Consider the following 14894-nt stretch of genomic DNA (forward strand, 5'->3'; position numbering starts at 1 on the left):
ACCCCGGCGCCCACCAGGGCGCTGCCCGCCGCCTGTGCGGGCCCGTAGGCGCCCGTGCCGAGCAGCGGGGCGGTGCATGCGGCGGCCACCGGGATGAGCCCGGAGAACAGCGTGGCGCGCTCCGCGCCGAGCCGCTGCATCCCCCGGTACCAGCACACGAAGCCTACGACGGTGACGACCACCGCCTGCCAGACCAGCGCGAGGGTCTCGGTGGTGTCGGGGCGGCGCAGCCAGGCCCCACCGTCGAGCACCGCACCGGTGAGCGCGGCCTCGGCCGCGGCGACACCGCAGACCGTGGCGGACAGCAGCCGCGGCCCGAGCGGGCGCAGCACCGGTGCGGCGAGGACCGCGAACCCCACCTCGCCGCCGAGCGCACCCGCCGAGAAGGCGAGCCCGGGTCCGTCCGTGCGCCCCCAGCCCTGCACGGTGAACGCGCCGACGGCGACGAGCAGCGCCCCCTGGAGCACCGCGCGCTGCGGACGGCGTCCGTCGAGGAGCGGGACGACCACGGCGACCACCACCGGCGCGCAGCCGACGAAGACCCCGGGGACGGCCGGTTCCGCGGTGCGTTCCGCGGCGAGGACGGCCAGGTTGAAGCCGACCATGCCGACGGCGGCCAGCAGGGCGAGACGTGCCCACCGGCGGGCACCGAGCGCGCGCAGCCTCCGGCCCGCGTCCCGTCCGGCGAGCGGGGCGAGCAGCAGGCAGGCCAGGGCGTAGCGCAGGAACTGGCCGCCGGCGTACGGGTAGTGGCCGAGGACGCTGTTGGCGGTGAAGGATCCGCCGACGAGGACGCAGGCGAGGGCGGCGAGCAGGGCGCCGTGGCGCGTGGCGGCCGTCATGCGCGCGTGCGGGTGTCGGTTGCGGGCGGTGGCAGGGGCTGCGGCGTTCATGACGGCGACGCTAGGAAGCCGGGCGGTCCGGTTTAAGGTCCACTTCCATGACGTCATCGGGGACCACTGGGGGCGGGCTCGCGGGTTCCGCGGCGTGGGAGTTGCTGCTGCCGGCCGCCTCGGCACCGGCACGCGCGCGGGGGCGTGCCCTTCAGGAGGCGTTGCGCGAGGCGATCCGCTCGGGCCGGCTCGCCCCCGGCACCCGGCTGCCCTCCAGCCGCGACCTGTCCGGCGACCTGGGCGTGTCCCGGGGGCTGGTCACCGAGGCGTACGAGCAGCTGACGGCCGAAGGCTATCTGCGCAGCGGGCGGGGTGCGGGGACCTGGGTGGGTGAGGACGTGCGGGCCGCCCGCCCCCGCGCGCGTGACCTCGCCCCCCGCTCCCCCGGCGCCCGCGCGGACTTCGTCCCGGGGACGCCGGACCTGTCGCTGTTCCCGCGGGCCGCCTGGGCGGCCGTGCACCGCGCGGTGCTGGCCGAGGCGCCGCACCACGAGCTCGGCTACCCGGACCCGCGCGGGCTGCCCCGGCTGCGCACCGCGCTCGCCGGGCTGCTCGCCCGCCGGCGAGGGGTGGTCGCCGACCCGGAGCGGCTGGTGATCGTCTCCGGTGTCGCGCAGGCGGCCACGCTGCTCGGATCCGTGCTCCACGCGCGCGGGGCGCGCACGATCGGGGTCGAGGATCCGGGCAGCCCGCAGCACGGCGCCCTGTACGCGGCGGCCGGCCTGGGCGCCGTACCGCTGCCGCTGGACGAGGACGGGCCGGCGCTCGGGGCGCTGCGCGACTCGGGCGTACGGGCGATGGTGACGACGCCCGCCCACCAGTACCCGACCGGGATCGCGTACTCCGCGCGGCGGCGCACCGAACTGCTCGCCTGGGCGCGGTCGGTGGACGGACTGGTCCTGGAGGACGACTACGACGGGGACTTCCGCTACGACCGCGCACCGGTGGGCGCCCTGCAGGGCCTGGATCCGGAGCGCGTCGCCTACATGGGGTCGGTCAGCAAGTCCCTCGCCCCCGGGCTGCGGCTCGGCTGGCTGCTGGTGCCCGAGGCGCTGGCGGAGGAGGTCGTGGAGCGCAAGCGGACCATGGACCTCGGTCATCCCTCCCTGGACCAGGCGGTGTTCGCGCGGTTCGTGGAGCGCGGCGACTACGACCGGCAGCTGCGCCGCTGCCAGCGCGCCTACCGGGAGCGGCGCGACGCCCTGGTGGCCGCCCTGGCCGAGCACTTCCCCGGGGCCCGGGTGTCGGGGATCGCCGCGGGCCTGCACGCCATCGCGGACCTGCCCGAACGGTACGGCCCGCAGGACGCCTTCCTGCGGCGGGTCGCCGCCGCCGGGGTCGCCGTACTCCCGCTCAGTGCCTGCACGCACGCGCGTACCGGCGACGAACGGGTCCGGCTGGTGCTCGGGTACGCGCATCTGTCCCCGGCCCGGACGGCGGCGGGCGTACGGCTGATGGCCGAGGCACTGGAGGGCTAACGGGGTGATGCGGCGGCGCGCGGGCCGTTGTTCACCTGCGGTTCGCGTGCGCGCCGCGGCGCACCAGTAGGTGTGGCTCCGCACACTGGCCGGATCCCCGTCCCTGGAGGCGCAGCCATGTCACACCGTCCCTTCCCCGGCCGCCGCAGCGTTCTGCGCGGCTCCCTCGCCGCGTCGGCGGCCCTGACCCTGCCCGCGGGCCTCGGCGCGGCGCCTGCGTTCGCCCTCTCCGGGCGCCCCGAGGCCCGGTGGGGCGTGCAGACGGGCGACGTGAGCGCCGACTCCGGTCTGGTGTGGGTACGTTCGGACCGCCCGGCGCGGATGATCGTGGAGACCTCGGCCACCGAGTCGTTCCGCGACCCGCGCAGATGGCACGGGCCGCTGCTCGGCGCCGGCACGGACTTCACCGGCACCACCCGGCTGCACGGCCTGCCCGCCGGCGAGCAGATCCACTACCGGGTGCTGCTCGCCGACCCCGACGACCCGCGCCGCACCGGCGAGCCGGTGACCGGCACCTTCCGCACCGTCTCCCGGCGGCGCCGCGACGGGCTGCGGTTCCTGTGGTCCGGCGATCTGGCGGGCCAGGGCTGGGGCATCAACCCCGACCGCGGCGGCTACCGGATCTACGACGCGATGGCGAAGCTGGACCCGGACTTCTTCCTGTGCAGCGGCGACAACATCTACGCCGACGGCCCCATCACCGCCACCCAGGCCCTGCCCGACGGCACCACCTGGCGGAACGTCACCACCGAGGAGAAGGCGAAGGTCGCCGAGACCCTCGCCGAGTTCCGGGGCAACTTCCGGTACAACCTGCTGGACGCGAACCAGCGCCGGTTCAACGCCCAGGTGCCCGGCATCATCCAGTGGGACGACCACGAGGTGCGCAACAACTGGTACCCGGGCGAGGTGATCGCCTCCACCGACACCCGGTACACCGAGAAGAGCATCGACGTCCTGGCGGCGCGGGCCCGGCGGGCGTTCGGCGAGTACTTCCCCGTCTCCACGCTGCGCCCGGGCGCCCGGGAGGGCCGCGTCCACCGGGTGCTGCGCCAGGGCCCGCTGCTGGACGTGTTCGTCCTCGACATGCGGACCTACCGCAACGCCAACTCGCCCGACGACCAGACGGTGGACCCGCAGGGCATCCTCGGCCGGGAGCAGTTGGAGTGGCTGAAGCGGGAGCTGGCCCGGTCGCGGGCGGTGTGGAAGGTGATCGCCGCGGACATGCCGCTCGGGCTGGTGGTGCCCGACCCGGTGGAGAGCAGGCCGAACTTCGAGGCGGTGGCGCAGGGCGACCCGGGCGCCCCGCTGGGCCGGGAGCTGCAGATCGCGGAGCTGCTGCGGTTCATCAAGCACCGCCGGATCACCGGCACGCTGTGGCTGACGGCCGATGTGCACCACACCTCGGCCCAGCACTACCAGCCGTCGCGGGCCGCGTTCACCGACTTCGAGCCGTTCTGGGAGTTCGTCTCCGGGCCGCTGAACGCGGGCGCCTTCCCGGCCAGTGCGCTGGACGGCACCTTCGGCCCTGAACGGGTGTTCGTCAAGGCGCCGACCGCGTCGAACGTCTCGCCCGCCGGCGGCTACCAGTTCTTCGGCGAGGTCGACATCGACGGCGACAGCGGTGAGCTGACCGTCCGTCTGCGCGAGCAGGACGGCACCGTGCTGTTCACCCGGACGCTGCAGCCGGGGCGGGTCGGCCAGTAGAACGCCGTAGGGGCGCCCTTGTCCCGTAGGCTCGGACGTGTGCCGCGCACCGGCGTCATCCCCCGGTGCGCGGCGCGGCACTTTTGGCGCAAAAAGGGCGCAAGCATGCTTTACCCATCGGTCACAAAGCGTTCGTGATCACGCAACACCGTTCCTTCACAGTGGATGCATGACTCCAGACATCTCTCCTGCGCACCGCACGAAGCACGGACGGCCGGTGCACCACTGGCGGCGGGACCTCGTCGAACTCGCCGCGCTGTTCACGGCCGTCGCGGTGGCCGACGGGGTGGCGAACCTGATCGGGCACGGGCCCGACGGACCGGCGCTGCTCGTGATCTCGGCGCTCGTCCTGGCGGCGACGGTGGCCTTCCACACCTGGTGGGCCAGGCGTCACGGGCACGCACCGCCGGCCGTGGATACCGGTGCCCGGCCGGCCGCGGGGGTGCGGCCGGCCGGGCCCGCCGAAGCCGTCTCCCCGGTACGGGACGTGCCCGGGGGGAGCGTGCTGTGGCGGATGCGGACGACGGTGCGCGACGAACCCGGCTCGCTGGCGGCGCTGTGCGCGGCGCTGGCCGGGCAGCGGGTCGACATCCTGAGCCTGCAGACGCATCCGCTGGCCGAGGGCACGGTGGACGAGTTCCTGCTGCGGGCACCCGAGGCGCTGGCCGCGGCCGAGATCACCCGGGCGGTGTCGCTGGCGGGCGGCGCGTCCACCTGGATCGAGCGGGCCGACACCCACGACCTGGTGGACGCACCCACCCGGGTGCTGGGCCTCGCGGTGCGTACGGCGCTGGACGCGGCGGAACTGCCGCTGGCGCTGCGGCAGTTGCTGGGCCGGTGCACGATCCGGTCGCTGCCCGCCGCGCCGGTCGGCGGGGGCCGCGGGCCGGAGCAGGTGTCCGACGAGGGGGTGCTGGAGGACACCGTGATGCGGCTGCGGGCGCCGGAGGGCGGCGTGATCACCGTGGAGCGGCCGTACCTGCCGTTCACCCCGGCCGAGTTCGCGCGGGCCCGGACGCTGGTGGAGCTGGACAGCCGGCTCGGTCCGCGCATCCCGGCCGGCCATGACGTCCTGACGCTGCCGGAGGGCAACGACATCACCGTGCGCCGGGTGGACACAGGTGACCTGGCCGCGGCGCGGGCGATGCACGACCGGTGCTCGTCGCGCACGCTCGGCATGCGCTATCACGGCCCGGTCGGTGACGCGGACCGCTACCTCAACCACCTGCTCAGCCCCCGCTTCGGCCGGACCCTGGCCGCCCAGACCGCCTCCGGCCGCATCGTCGGCCTCGGGCATCTGCTGTGGGACGGCGACGAGACGGAGGTCGCGCTGCTGGTCGAGGACGACTGGCAGCGGCGGGGCATCGGCGCCGAGCTGCTCGGCCGGCTGGTGGCGATGGCGGTGGAGGCGGGCTGCGAGAGCGTGTACGCCGTGACCCGGTCCTCCAACACCGGCATGGTCGCCGCGATGCGCAACCTCGGGCTGCCGCTGGACTACCAGATCGAGGAGGGCACCCTGGTCATCACGGCCCGCCTCGACACCGCCCGCGCCGCGACACGGAACGGCGAACCGCTCAGCCACCCGGCAGCCCGCGACTGACCCCGCCCCTCGACGAACGGACACCCCGGCCCCTTGCCGGACCGCCCGCTCCTCCCACCCACCAGCCCCGACAGCACCCGGCCGGTACGACGGCGGCCGACGGTGCCGTGGCCCGCGCGGCCCCGGGCCGGATGCCGTGCGGCGCCCGCGCGGTGGTCAGCCGGTCATGCCTGACGTGGCCGGGGCCGTGCGGGACCCGCGGCGGTCGGCCGGTGCACGCCCGGGCGGGGCAGCCGGTGCAGGCCGGGGTCAGGTCGGCCCCGACCGCGCCGGTGCCGCGCGGCCCGGCGGGATCCTGCGCAGGCGCCTCGCCGGAGGCCCCGGGCGCCGCGCCCGGGGCCTCCGGCGGGCCACCCGCACCGCCGGGCGCGCAGTGGGCTGCGCACCCCTTGGCGGTGGTGGTCGCGTCGGGTCAGCGGCCCACCGCCTCGCGCAGGGGGACCGCCTGCGGAGTGTGTTCGCCAAGGGCCCGGTCCAGGTCCGCCCAGAGGTCGTCGACGTCCTCCAGGCCCACCGACATCCGCAGCAGTCGGTCGCTCACGCCGGCGCCGCGCCGGTCGTCGGCGTCGACGATGCGGTGGCTGATGGACGCCGGGTGCTGGATGAGCGTGTCGACGCTGCCCAGGCTCACCGCCGGGGTGATCAGCCGGACCCGGGAGATCACCTCGTGCGGGTCGCCGTGCACCTCGAAGGCGACCATCGCGCCGCCCAGACGCGGATAGTGGACGCGGGCCACGCGCGGGTCCGCGGTGAGCCGGCGGGCCAGTTCGGCGGCGCTCGCGGAGGCGGCCCGCACCCTGACCGGCAGCGTGGACAGGCCTCTGAGCAGCAGATAACCGGCCAGCGGGTGCAGCACGCCCCCGGTGGCGAACCGTATCTGCCGCAGCTGCCCCGCGAACTCCTCGTCGCAGGCCACCACACCGGCCAGGACGTCGCCGTGCCCGCCGAGGTACTTGGTGGCGCTGTGCAGCACCAGCCGTGCCCCCTGCTCGGCCGGGCGCTGCAGCACCGGCGTGGCGAAGGTGTTGTCCGCGAGCAGCGGGACCGAGCCGCAGGCGTGGGCGACGGCCCGCAGGTCGACCTCGGCGAGTGTGGGGTTGGCCGGGGACTCGACCATCACCAGGCCGGTGTCGGCACGCAGCGCGTCGGCGATGCCGGCCGGGTCGGTCCAGGTGACCTCGGTGCCGAGCAGCCCGGCGGTCAGCAGATGGTCGCTGCAGCCGTACAGCGGCCGTACCGCGACCACATGCCGCAGTCCCATGGCCGACCGGGCGAGGAGGACGGCGCTGAGGGCCGCCATGCCGCTGGCGAAGGCGACGGCGGACTCGGTGCCCTCCAGCCGGGCGAGGGCGGTCTCGAAGCGGGCGACGGTCGGGTTGCCGAGCCGGCCGTAGATCGGCGGGCCGGCCGGGTCGGCCCCGCTGGTGGCGAAGGCGTCGATGCGGGCGGCCTCGGCCCGGCTGTCGTACGAGGGATAAGTGGTCGACAGGTCGATCGGCGGGGCGTGCAGACCCTGGCGGGCGAGGTCGTCGCGGCCGGCGTGCACGGCCTCGGTGGCCAGTGCTCTCGATGCGGTGCGTACGCCGTCGTAGGCACCGGTGCGGCTTGAGTCCATGGCGGAAGGGTGAACAGCGGACGGGGCTGTGGGGCTGGATCCCGTGTTACGTTCGGCGCATGGCCGAATCTGTCGTACTGGATCCGGTGGATCTCCATCTGCTGCGGCTGTTGCAGAACGACGCCCGGACCACGTACCGGGACCTCGCCGCGCAGGTGGGGGTGGCGCCGTCGACGTGTCTGGACCGGGTGACCCGGTTGCGCCGCTCCGGGGTGATCCTGGGGCACCAGCTGCGCCTGGACCCCGCGAAGCTCGGGCGCGGCCTGGAGGCCCTGTTGTCGGTGCAGGTCAGACCGCACCGACGGGAGCTGGTGGGGCCGTTCGTGGACCGGATCCGCGCACTGCCGGAGTCACGGACGGTGTTCCATCTGACCGGCCCGGACGACTATCTGGTGCACGTGGCCGTCGCGGACATGGCCGACCTGCAGCGGCTGGTGCTGGACGAGTTCACCGCCCACCGCGAGGTGGCCCGGGTGGAGACCCGGCTGATCTTCCAGCAGTGGGACTGCGGGCCGCTTCTGCCCCCGGCTGAATCCGGGAGGCACGGGTGACGCGGGCACAGTCGGCGTATGAGGATGGGCGGCATGTCTGAGATCCGCATCCCGCTGCCCCGTCAGGTCGCCGACGCGTACGTGGACGACCTCATCGCCCTCGACCCGGTCACCGGTACCTACCTCGGTGTCAAGGAGAGTTCGACCAGGCTGCCCGACTACTCGCCCGCCGGCCACGCGGCTCGCGCTCGGCTGGCGCGGGCGACCCTCGCGAAGCTCGACGAGGCCGAGCGGCAGCCCGGTGCGGACAGCGACGTGGAGCGGCGCTGCGGGCGGCTGCTGCGGGAGCGGCTGACCGCCGAACTGGCCGTGTACGAGGCGGACGAAGACCTGCGCGCGGTGGGCAACATGAGCACGCCCGGCCACTCGGTGCGGGACGTTTTCACGGTGATGCCGGCGCAGACCGAGGAGGACTGGGCGGCGATCGCCGAGCGGCTGCGCGCGGTGCCCGGCGCGGTCGCGGGCTATCGGGAGTCCCTGGAGCTGGGCCTGGAACGCAAGCTGTACGCGGCGCCCCGGCCGACGGCGACGTACATCGACCAGCTCAGCGAGTGGACGGACACCGACGGCAAGGGCCGCGGCTGGTACGAGGACTTCGCCTCCGCCGGTCCGGACGCGCTGCGCGCCGAGCTGGACGAGGCGGCCCGCTCGGCGACCGCCGCGCTGGTGGAGCTGCGGGACTGGCTGCGGGACGTGTACGCGCCCGCCGTCGAGGGGGCGCCGAACACGGTGGGCCGCGAGCGGTACGCCCGCTGGGCCCGCTACTTCAACGGCACCGACCTGGACCTGGACGAGGCCTACGCGTACGGCTGGTCGGAGTTCCACCGCATCCTCGGCGAGATGAAGCAGGAGGCGGAGAAGATCCTGCCCGGCGCCGGGACGCCGTGGGTGGCGCTCGCGCACCTGGACGAGCACGGCCGGCACATCGAGGGCGTCGACGAGGTCCGCGAGTGGCTGCAGGGGCTGATGGACCGGGCCATCGCGGACCTGGACGGCACGCATTTCGAACTCGCCGAGCGAGTACGCAAGGTGGAGTCGTGCATCGCCCCGCCCGGTGGCGCCGCGGCCCCGTACTACACGGCCCCCTCGGAGGACTTCTCGCGGCCGGGCCGGACCTGGCTGCCGACCATGGGACTGACCCGGTTCCCGGTGTACGACCTGGTGTCGACCTGGTATCACGAGGGCGTGCCCGGGCATCACCTGCAGCTCGCGCAGTGGGCGCACGTCGCCAAGGACCTCTCCCGCTACCAGGCCACGATCGGTGGCGTCAGCGCCAACGCGGAGGGCTGGGCGCTGTACGCGGAGCGGCTGATGGACGAGCTGGGCTACCTCACGGACCCGGAGGAGCGGCTCGGCTATCTGGACGCGCAGATGATGCGGGCGGCGCGGGTGATCGTCGACATCGGCATGCACCTGGAGCTGGAGATCCCGGCGGACTCCCCGTTCCACCCCGGTGAGCGGTGGACGCCGGAGCTGGCGCAGGAGTTCTTCGGCTCCCACAGCAGCCGGCCGGCGGACTTCGTGGAGAGCGAGCTGACCCGGTACCTGACGATCCCGGGCCAGGCGATCGGCTACAAGCTGGGCGAGCGGGCCTGGCTGCTGGGCCGGGAGAACGCCCGCGAGCGGCACGGTGACGCGTTCGACCTGAAGGCCTGGCACATGGCGGCCCTGTCGCAGGGTTCGCTGGGCCTGGACGACCTGGTGGACGAGCTGTCCCGGCTGTGACCTCCCCGAGGTCTCAACGCCGGAAGCCGCCCTCGGAGTTGACGACCTCGCCGGTGACCCAGCCCGCCTCGTCGGTGGCGAGCCACGCGATGAGCCGGGCCGGGTCGTCGGGGGCGCCCCAGCGTCCCGCCGGGAACCGTGCGGCGACGGCCGCGTGGGCCTCGCCGGTGGCGTAACCGGTGTCCACGGGACCGGGGTTGACGGTGTTCACCGTGATGCCGTGCTCGGCGAGGGCGGTGGACAGCGAGCGGGTGATCGAGGCGAGGGCGCCCTTCTGCAGGGCGTAGGCGATCTCGCCGGGCATGCCGCCCCCGAGGTCCTGCCCCGAGGTCGTCATCACCACGCGCCCGCCGCCGGTGCCCGACGGAAGCCGGGCGCGGGCCCGGGCGTACGCCTGGACGAGCAGCAGCACCGAGCGGGTGTTCACCGCCCAGTGGGCGTCCAGCATCGCGGCGTCGATCTCGTCCAGGGCGCCGTCGGACCCGCTGAGGGCGTGGTTCGCGACGAGGATGTCGAGTCGCCCCAACTCGCCCACGACCGTCTCGACCAAGCGGGCCGGTTCGGCGGGGTCGGACAGATCGCCGGGCCCCCGCACGACGCGCGTCCCGGGATCACCGAGCACCTCCCGGACGGATTCGGCCACGGCCTCGGGGTCGTCGGCGCCCCACGGCATGGCGGCGTCGTGCGGCACATGGTGATGCAGGTACACGCTCGCGCCGTGGGCGGCCAGCCGCCGGGCGACGGCACACCCGATCCCGGCCCGCCGGGAGGCCCCGGTGACCAGGGCGGTACGGCCGCGGAGGGGCAGGGGGTCGCGGTACAGGTCTGCGGGTCGTGACATGGGGGGCCACGGTAGGCAGTCCGGTCCGCGGGACGCGAGTGAATTACCGGCGCGGGCCGGGACCGCAGGGCGATGAGGTCCGGGCTCCGCCAAGTGGCCTCCCCCGGTGGCGCGGCGGGGCCGGGCTCGGCTTGCTGGGCACGTGGGCCGGTGCGGAAGGAGGCATGGCGCCGATGCGAGGAAAGGGGCCGGGGCAGCAGGCGCTCGAGACGCCGCGGGCCGCCGGGCTGGCCGGGGTGGTGTTCGCCCTGTTGCTGGCGGCGGCGATCGTGCTGGTCCGGCTGGGGATTCCCCAGGGCGCCGACGCGGTCACCGCACAGGGGTTCACGGACTCCGCCCGGCGCGGTGCCGTGCAGACGGCGCTCGCGCTGGTGCCGTTCGCCGGGATCTTCTTCCTGTGGTTCATCGGCGCCGTACGGGCCCATGTCGGTGCGGTCGAGGACCGGTTCCTCGCCACCGTCTTCCTGGGCAGCGGCCTGGTCTTCACCGCCACGATGTTCGGCGCCGCCGCGGCCGCCGCGGCCGTCCTGGCGGTCACGCACCCGGCGGGCAGCGCCCCCTCCCCCGCCTCCTGGGACTTCGGCCGGCACTTCGCGTACACCCTGATGACGGGGTACGCGATGCGCATGGCGGCCGTCTTCGTGTGCTCCCTGTCGGTCCTCGGGCACCGCCTGGGCGTGCTGCCGCGCTGGCTGTCGCTGCTGGGCTTCCTCACGGCGCTGGTCCTGCTGGCCCTGGCGTCGAACGTGCCGTGGGCGGAGCTGGTCTTCCCCGCCTGGTCGCTGGTGCTCAGCGTGCACATCCTCGTGGTGAGCCGCCGTGCGCGGCCCCGTACCGCCGAGCCGGCCTGAACCCGGCCGCCGACGGCACCTCACCCGAACGGCCCTCCCGCCGCGCGACGCCCCCGCCCGGGATCCCATGCTGGCGAGCGGGACATGACCGCCGTCCGGAGGTGCCGCACCCTACGGGCGGTGCGCCACCGGACCTGGCCGCCGGAAGGGGCGCAGCGTCGATGAGGCTCGTCGTCGATCTCAACAAGTGTCAGGGGTACGCGCAGTGCGCGTTCCTCGCGCCCGACGTCTTCGCCATGCACGGCGAGGAGGCGCTGGTGTACAACCCGCGGGCGGAGGAGGAGCAGCGGGAGCGGCTGGCACGCGCCGTCGCCGCCTGCCCGGTGCAGGCGATCACGGCCGACGGCCTGGACGGCGCGGGCGGCTCGGCCGGTGCGGCGGCCGGGTCCGGGCAGGAGGCGTCCGATGGTCGCTGACTACGTCGACTGGCTCCGCCGTGAGGGCCGGATCGTGATCGTCGGTGCCTCGCTGGCCGGTCTGCGGGCCGCCGAGACCCTGCGCGAGGAGGGCTTCGCCGGGTCGCTCACGCTGATCGGCGACGAGCCGTACGAGCCGTACGACCGGCCGCCGTTGTCCAAGGCGGTTCTGCTCGGCAGGGCCTCCCCGCGCCACACGGAGCTGCCCCACCGCCGGGAGGTCGACGCGAAGTGGCGGCTGGGTGTCGCGGCGACCGCGCTGGACCTGGCCGCCAAGCGGGTACGGCTGGCCGACGGGGACGAGGTGGAGTACGACCGGCTGCTGATCGCCACCGGTGTCCGTGCCCGGCCGTGGCCGAAGGAGGAGGAGGCCCGGCTGGACGGCGTCTGTCTGCTGCGCACCCGGGACGACGCGGTCGATCTGTACCAGCGGCTGAAGTCCGGGCCGCGCAGGGTGTTCGTCATCGGTGCCGGGTTCGCCGGGTCGGAGGTCGCCTCCGCGTGCCGGGAGATGGGGATCCCCGTCACGGTGGCGGAGCGTGCCGGCGCCCCGCTGGTCGGGGCGCTCGGCGGGGTGATCGGTGCGGTCGCCGCCGATCTGCAGGTGGAGAACGGCGTGGATCTGCGCACCCGTGTCACGGTGACCGCGCTGGAGGGCGACGCGGTCGGGCGGGTGCGGGCGGTCCATCTGTCCGACGAGAGCGTCGTCGAGGCGGACGTGGTCGTCGTCTCGCTGGGGTCGCAGCGCAACACCGAGTGGCTGACCGGGTCGGGGCTGGGCGCCGGGCCCCGGGGGATCGCCTGCGACGCGGGCTGCCGGGCCTTCGACTTCCGGGGCATCGTCACCGACGACGTCTTCGTCGCCGGGGACGTGGCGCGCTCCCCGCACGCGCTGTTCGGCTACCAGTTCCTGTCGCTGGAGCACTGGGGCAACGCCGTCGCCCAGGCGGAGACGGCCGCGCACAACATGATCTGCCATGGCGCCGACCGGCGGCCGCACCTGTGGATGCCGGCGTTCTGGTCCTCGATGTTCGGCGTCAACGTCAAGTCGGTCGGCGTACCGCCGATGGGCGAGCAGCTGATGATCACCCAGGGTTCGCTGGCGGAGCGCCGGTTCGTGGGCGTCTACGGCCACCAGGGCCGGATGGTGGCGGCGGTGAGCTTCGACAACACCCGCTGGCTGGAGTTCTACCAGCGGCAGATCGAGCGGGGCGCGCCGTTCCCGGTGGAGTTCCCGACGGTCGACCGCCGCCCGGAGGGCCGGCATCCCGTCCCGGCCGACTTCCCCGACCCCTCCCTGCCCACGCACGGCCCCACCGTGACCCTCAGCGGCTACTCGCCGGCCGACCGCCAGCTGGTCTTCACCCCGGCCCGGCACTGACCGCCGCCCGGCCCCGACGCTCAAGGACCTGTCATGACGCAAGCCTCGCTGGTGCGCCAGATCACCGACTTCGCCAACCGCGCCGACCCGTATCCGCTGTACGAGGAGCTCCGCAAGACGCCGGTGCTGCACGAGGAGGAGGGCGGTCCGTACGTCATCAGCTCGTACTACGACATCGAGAGCCTCCTGCACGACCCGCGGATCAGCTCCGACGCCGCCAATCTGGCCGCCGCCGGGGACGACGAGGTGTCCCAGACGGAGAGCACCGGGCTGCCGCCCTCCTTCATCCGGCTCGACCCGCCGGAGCACGACCGGCTGCGGCGCATCGCGAACAGTGCGTTCGGGCCGCCGCACAAACCGCGCCGGGTGGCGGACATGCGGGGCGAGCTGGCCTCGATCGTGGCCGGGCTGATCGACGGTTTCGGGGACGCGCGCGAGATCGACCTGGTCGACCAGTTCGCCTATCCCTTCCCGGTGACGGTCATCTGCCGGCTGCTCGGCGTGCCCCGGGAGGACGAGCCGCGCTTCCGGGCCTGGGTCGACCCGCTGGTCGCGACCCTGGACCCGGAGACGCGGCAGGAGGCGGACCCCGAGTTCGTGAAGTCGGCGCAGGAGGCGCGGATGCAGCTCGGCATGTACCTGGCCGGGCTGGTCGAGCAGCGCACCAGGGAACCGCAGGACGACATGCTGTCCGACCTGGTGCACAGCCAGGGGCCGGACGGTGCCATGACGATGATGGAGGTGCTCAGCACGTCGGTGCTGCTGCTGATCGCCGGGCACGAGACGACGGTCAACCTCATCACCAACGGCATGCTGACCCTGCTGCGCCACCCGGAGATCCTGCAGCGGCTGCGGCAGGACCCGGGGCTGTCGGTCAACATCGTGGAGGAACTCCTGCGCTACGAGCCTCCGGTGCAGCTGGTGCCGCAGCGCACCTGCATCGCCGACATCGAGGTACGCGGCGTGACCATCCCCAAGGGGTCGCGGATCTGGCTGGTGCTCGCCGCCGGCAACCGGGACCCGGAGCGGTTCCACGATCCCGAGCGCTTCGACCCGGACCGCGGGGACATCCAGCACCTGGGCTTCGGCAGTGGGATCCACAGCTGCTTCGGCGCGCCGGTGGCCCGGCTGGAGACGCAGATCGCGCTGGCGGAGCTGGCCCGGCGGCTCGAGAACCCGCGCCTGGTCGAGGACCCGCCGCCGTACCGGCAGAACGCGGTGCTGCGCGGCCCGCGCCATCTGAGGATCGCCTTCGACGCGCTGCGCTGAGCGGGCCGTGGGGAGCGGGCCACCGGGCGGCTCAGGGTGCCAGGCGTCTGAGCTGGACCAGGCCGAACCAGGTCTCCGGGCCCGGCTGGGCGTAGGTGGCGCGCACGGCGTACGACCCCGCCGCGAGGGGGATCCTCAGGTGCTCCTGGTGGTCCGCCTCGCCGCCCGGCCACGCCGAGTCGAAGAGGACCACCGGGCCGGGCACGTTCCAGCACATCTCCTGCTCCCACACGGCGGTCTCGAGCGCGGCGGGGACCTGCGCCAGCAGTTCGTGCTCGGAGCCGGCGGCGGACCAGCGGACGAAGGCGGCGTGTTCGGGAAGGTAGGAGGTGGATGCGGGTTCGTCACCGAGGACGAGGGCGGCGCTGTCGCCGACGGGGAGCAGGCCGACGTAGCCGTCGACCTCGCAGGCGCGGTCGTAGTCCGTGTCGAGTTCCTCGCTGTCGGCGCCCGCCCAGAACGGCAGCACCGTCTCCGGTACGGCTATCAGCGGGCCGCCGCCCGACTCCACCCACTCCAGCGCGCCTGGTTCCGCGTATCGAGCCATGCGCAGAACCTACACGCCCCGCA

At 74.3% G+C, this 14894-nt stretch carries 12 protein-coding genes and 1 pseudogene; 9 read left to right on the forward strand and 4 right to left on the reverse strand.

What is annotated here, in order from left to right; all coding sequences use genetic code 11:
• Positions 1-53: 53 nt before the first annotated feature.
• Positions 54-950: pseudogene (locus tag ACZ404_RS32370) on the reverse strand (EamA family transporter); the annotation flags it as partial.
• On the opposite strand from ACZ404_RS32370, the gene pdxR reads away from it, so the two are divergent.
• The 3 genes from pdxR to ACZ404_RS32385 all read left to right on the forward strand — a co-directional run bounded on the left by pdxR (position 941) and on the right by ACZ404_RS32385 (position 5675).
• On the forward strand, positions 941-2371 hold the full coding sequence (gene pdxR, locus ACZ404_RS32375; RefSeq protein WP_468446146.1) for a MocR-like pyridoxine biosynthesis transcription factor PdxR: 1431 nt from the start codon (positions 941-943) through the stop codon (positions 2369-2371). The pseudogene ACZ404_RS32370 and the gene pdxR overlap by 10 nt on opposite strands.
• A gap of 117 nt (positions 2372-2488) precedes the next feature.
• Positions 2489-4075, forward strand: a complete 1587-nt coding sequence (locus tag ACZ404_RS32380; protein ID WP_468446148.1) for an alkaline phosphatase D family protein — start codon at positions 2489-2491, stop codon at positions 4073-4075.
• Between the two features lie 169 nt (positions 4076-4244).
• Positions 4245-5675 (forward strand): GNAT family N-acetyltransferase, encoded by a 1431-nt coding sequence (locus tag ACZ404_RS32385; RefSeq protein ID WP_468446150.1) that lies wholly within the window; start codon positions 4245-4247, stop codon positions 5673-5675.
• A gap of 412 nt (positions 5676-6087) precedes the next feature.
• On the opposite strand, the gene ACZ404_RS32390 is transcribed toward ACZ404_RS32385, so the two are convergent.
• Entirely contained in the window at positions 6088-7290 is a 1203-nt protein-coding gene (locus tag ACZ404_RS32390) for a trans-sulfuration enzyme family protein (protein WP_468446152.1), read from the reverse strand.
• Positions 7291-7349: 59 nt separating this feature from the next.
• Here ACZ404_RS32390 and ACZ404_RS32395 point away from each other — a divergent pair, with 59 nt between their 5' ends.
• Both ACZ404_RS32395 and ACZ404_RS32400 read left to right on the forward strand, forming a co-directional pair.
• The gene (locus ACZ404_RS32395; protein ID WP_468446154.1) at positions 7350-7841 is read left to right on the forward strand and encodes an Lrp/AsnC family transcriptional regulator; all 492 of its coding nucleotides are present in this window, start codon (positions 7350-7352) and stop codon (positions 7839-7841) included.
• 33 nt (positions 7842-7874) lie between these two features.
• Positions 7875-9566 carry a DUF885 domain-containing protein gene (locus tag ACZ404_RS32400; protein ID WP_468446156.1) on the forward strand — a complete coding sequence of 564 codons (1692 nt, stop codon included), beginning with the start codon at positions 7875-7877 and terminating at the stop codon, positions 9564-9566.
• A gap of 13 nt (positions 9567-9579) precedes the next feature.
• On the opposite strand, the gene ACZ404_RS32405 is transcribed toward ACZ404_RS32400, so the two are convergent.
• Complete coding sequence (locus ACZ404_RS32405) at positions 9580-10407, reverse strand: SDR family oxidoreductase (protein ID WP_468446158.1); 828 nt, start codon at positions 10405-10407, stop codon at positions 9580-9582.
• A gap of 173 nt (positions 10408-10580) precedes the next feature.
• On the opposite strand from ACZ404_RS32405, the gene ACZ404_RS32410 reads away from it, so the two are divergent.
• The 4 genes from ACZ404_RS32410 to ACZ404_RS32425 all read left to right on the forward strand — a co-directional run bounded on the left by ACZ404_RS32410 (position 10581) and on the right by ACZ404_RS32425 (position 14324).
• Entirely contained in the window at positions 10581-11258 is a 678-nt protein-coding gene (locus ACZ404_RS32410) for a hypothetical protein (protein WP_468446363.1), read from the forward strand.
• Between the two features lie 161 nt (positions 11259-11419).
• Complete coding sequence (locus ACZ404_RS32415) at positions 11420-11674, forward strand: ferredoxin (RefSeq protein ID WP_468446160.1); 255 nt, start codon at positions 11420-11422, stop codon at positions 11672-11674.
• The gene (locus ACZ404_RS32420; RefSeq protein ID WP_468446162.1) at positions 11664-13055 is read left to right on the forward strand and encodes an NAD(P)/FAD-dependent oxidoreductase; all 1392 of its coding nucleotides are present in this window, start codon (positions 11664-11666) and stop codon (positions 13053-13055) included. Before ACZ404_RS32415 ends, ACZ404_RS32420 begins: the two co-directional genes overlap by 11 nt.
• 33 nt (positions 13056-13088) lie before the next feature.
• Positions 13089-14324: a cytochrome P450 gene (locus ACZ404_RS32425; RefSeq protein WP_468446164.1), complete on the forward strand. Its 1236-nt coding sequence runs from the start codon at positions 13089-13091 to the stop codon at positions 14322-14324.
• Positions 14325-14355: 31 nt separating this feature from the next.
• On the opposite strand, the gene ACZ404_RS32430 is transcribed toward ACZ404_RS32425, so the two are convergent.
• Positions 14356-14871, reverse strand: coding sequence for an immunity 21 family protein (locus ACZ404_RS32430; protein WP_468446166.1), 516 nt, complete (start codon positions 14869-14871; stop codon positions 14356-14358).
• Positions 14872-14894: the final 23 nt, after the last annotated feature.

The organism is Streptomyces sp. NPDC030798 (assembly GCF_055572275.1).